The sequence below is a fragment of the bacterium genome (genome assembly GCA_035703895.1).
Lineage (GTDB): Bacteria > Sysuimicrobiota > Sysuimicrobiia > Sysuimicrobiales > Segetimicrobiaceae > Segetimicrobium.
Genome location: DASSXJ010000198.1, coordinates 1 through 3,070, shown reverse-complemented (window position 1 = coordinate 3,070; position 3,070 = coordinate 1). Strand labels below are relative to the sequence as shown.

Genomic DNA, 3,070 nt, shown 5'->3' with positions numbered 1-3,070 from the left:
CCCCCGTCAAGGGCGACCGCCTGAACAGGTGCATGCGTTACGACTGGATGAATGCCAACAGGTCCTCGTTGATCGTGTCGGCCTGGGTGGTGCACATGCCGTGTGGGAAACCCTTGTACGTTTTCAGGGTTGCGTTCTTGACTAACTTGGCCGTCAGCGGCCCGGAGTCTGCGTAGGGCACGACCTGGTCGTCATCACCATGCATCACCAACATCGGCACCGTGATCTTCTTGAGGTCTGGCGTGAAGTCGGTTTGGGAAAACGCGACGATGCCGTCATAGTGTGCCTTGGCGCCTCCCATCATGCCCTGGCGCCACCAGTTCTGGATTATGCCCTCGGAGACTTTCGCGCCTGGACGGTTAAAGCCGTAAAAGGGACCTGCGGGAAAATCGCGGTAGAATTGGGCCCGGTTGGTGGCGACCTGTACCTGAATACCATCGAACACTTCCTTGGGAAGACCGCCGGGGTTGGCCTCGGTCTTAACCATGATCGGCGGCACGGCGCTGATCAGCACCGCCTTGGCCACCCGACTCTCGCCGTGGCGCGCAAGATAGTGGGCGACCTCGCCGCCGCCGGTGGAGTGACCGACGTGGATGGCGTTCTTCAGATCGAGGTGCGCGGTCAGGGCGGCGAGATCGTCGGCATAGTGATCCATATCGTGACCGTTTGCCGTCTGAGTCGAGCGCCCATGACCGCGCCGGTCGTGGGCAATGACACGAAAGCCGTGATGCGAAAAGAAGAGCATCTGCGCGTCCCAATCGTCGGCTGATAACGGCCAGCCATGAGAAAACACGATAGGCTGCCCGCTGCCCCAGTCTTTGAAGAAGATCGTGACGCCGTCTTTGGTCGTGATGATGTCCTTTGCCGCTATCGCGCTCATATCGAGATTCTCCCTTCCTCGCAGCGAAATTGAAGTTCAACCATCCAGCGGCGCGGGTCTGTTTAGGACGTGGCGAGTGCTTGCTTATGAGAATAGTCTCACCCACCGCCTCATCACAAGGCGAATGACCGTTCGCGGTCGGAGGCCCGACACACGTACAAGGCCCGGCAGAGACAGGAGCGTAATGAGGGCGCTACGGTGTGAGTGGTGGCCCCAGGGGAATTCGAATCCCCGTTTCGGCCTTGAGAGGGCCGCGTCCTAGGCCTCTAGACGATGGGGCCGCCCAGAGGAGTATAGCAGACGCCGGTCGGTGCGCGCCACCCGCCCCGTGCCGCCCAGCGCGAATCGAGAGGGGCGGGCTGCTTGCCCGTGGAACCGTCGGGTGATCCCGGAACGGAGGGCAGCCCGGAATGGCCACGTTTGACGTCATCGTGCTGGGACTCGGCGGGATGGGGAGCGCCACCGCCTACCAACTCGCCCGACGGGGAACGCGCGTCCTCGGCCTCGAGCAGTTTGGGCCGGCCCACGATCAAGGCTCGTCCCATGGGCAGACCCGCGTGATCCGCCAAGCGTACTATGAAGGCCCGGACTACGTCCCGCTGCTGTTCCGCGCCTACGATCTCTGGCACGCGCTGGAGCAGGAGGCCGGCGTCACGCTGTTGACCAAGACGGGGGCGCTCCATCTGGGAGCCCCCAACTCCGGCGCGGTCGCTGGGGCGGCCCTCAGCGCCCGCACGCACGGCATTCCCCATGAGATGCTCACGCCCGACGAGATCCGAAAGCGTTACCCCGTGCTCCACCCCCATCCGGACCAGGTCGCACTGCTCGAGTACGAGGCGGGGTTCCTTCCCCCCGAGCGCTGCGTGGCCACATACCTCGAGCTGGCCAGACGAGGGGGCGCGGAGCTCCATTTCCACGAGCGCATCGAGTCGTGGAGCGCGAGCCCTACGGGCGTGAGCGTCCGCACCGCCCGAGGCACCTATGAAGGAGGCCGGTTGGTGATCACCGCGGGGCCGTGGACTGCCCAGGTCTTGGCAGATCTCGGCCTTCCCCTCGAGGTCACCCGCGCGGTCGTGTACTGGTTCGAACCGAGCGCGCACCGGGATGAGTTCAAAAAGTTACCCGTGTATATCTGGGAGGACCACGGGACAAATGCATACGGCTTTCCATACCTGGAGGGCCAGGGTCTCAAGTGCGGCTTCCACCATGCGCACTATGAAGTCACGACGCCGCAAACCATTCGCCGTGAGGTCGGTGAAGAGGAAAAGACGCGCATGCGCGCACACCTGGCGAAGCTCATGCCCGACGCAGCCGGCCAGATCATATCTGTCTCGACGTGCATGTACACCAACACCCCGGACTATCACTTCATCATCGACCGCCACCCGGTGCATGAGCGCGTCGTCTTCGCCGGCGGGTTTTCTGGCCACGGCTTCAAGTTTGCAAGCGTCGTCGGCGAGGTGCTGGCCGACCTGGCGCTCCAGGGGCACACCCCGCAGCCGATCGAGCTTTTTGCGCTTCGCCGGGTTCAGTCAACGGTCCGGTAGCCGCGACGTCACGGGCACGCGGCCAGCGCGTCCTCGATCAGGCGAATGAACCCGGCATGGTCGAGCGCGACAGCCACGTGGGCGTTCGGAGGCGCCCCGCGGGGCGGACCTCCCTCGATCGCGGCCGGGTTGAATGTGCGCACGTGACGGGCGTCGCACGCCGTCATCCCCCGCGTGTGCTCGCCTCTCAACTCGACGGCCACGTGCATCGGGACCCAGGTGATCACGGAAGGTTCCAGCAGAATGGCCACGGCGCAGGGGTCGTGGAGCGAAGCGGACGAAGCCCCAAACCCCTCGCGAAGATTTCCGAGGTACACGCGCAGGACGGCGGCCATCGCCCTGGCCGTCTCCGTATTCAATCCCTCGAGACGATCGACCGCCGCACAGTCGAGGCCCGCCTGCCAGGTGAGGTTGAGCCCGCACATCCATAAGGGCACTCCGCTTCGAAACACGATGTCCGCGGCCTCGGGGTCGAACCAGACGTTGAACTCCGCGACCGGAGTGCTGTTGCCCAACGTCACTGACCCGCCCATGATGCTGATCTCGCGGATGCGGTGGGCGATGTCGGGGGCCTGGCGCAGCGCCACGGCAAGATTCGTCAGGGGCCCGGTGGCGATCACGGTGACGCCTTCGCGGACCCGGA

3 protein-coding genes and 1 tRNA gene are annotated in these 3,070 nt (G+C 64.5%); 1 reads left to right on the top strand and 3 read right to left on the bottom strand.

Annotated elements, in window-relative coordinates; translation table 11 throughout:
- Positions 1-37: 37 nt before the first annotated feature.
- Both VFP86_13450 and VFP86_13445 read right to left on the bottom strand, forming a co-directional pair.
- On the bottom strand, positions 38-880 hold the full coding sequence (locus tag VFP86_13450) for an alpha/beta hydrolase (GenBank protein HET9000643.1): 843 nt from the start codon (positions 878-880) through the stop codon (positions 38-40).
- A gap of 205 nt (positions 881-1,085) precedes the next feature.
- Positions 1,086-1,161: transfer RNA gene (locus VFP86_13445), tRNA-Glu, on the bottom strand.
- A gap of 129 nt (positions 1,162-1,290) precedes the next feature.
- Between VFP86_13445 and solA the strand changes: the two genes are divergently transcribed.
- A complete protein-coding gene (solA, locus tag VFP86_13440) occupies positions 1,291-2,427 on the top strand; it encodes an N-methyl-L-tryptophan oxidase (protein HET9000642.1) in 1,137 nt (378 codons plus the stop codon).
- An 8-nt stretch (positions 2,428-2,435) separates the two neighbouring features.
- On the opposite strand, the gene VFP86_13435 is transcribed toward solA, so the two are convergent.
- The coding region (locus VFP86_13435) for a nucleoside hydrolase (protein HET9000641.1) at positions 2,436-3,070 on the bottom strand (635 nt) is incomplete at its 5' end.

Bases quoted from the DNA above. Each gene is read 5' to 3' on its own strand.
- VFP86_13450 (HET9000643.1), bottom strand. From the start codon at position 880: ATGAGCGCGATAGCGGCAAAGGACATCATCACGACCAAAGACGGCGTC.
- solA (HET9000642.1), top strand. From the start codon at position 1,291: ATGGCCACGTTTGACGTCATCGTGCTGGGACTCGGCGGGATGGGGAGC.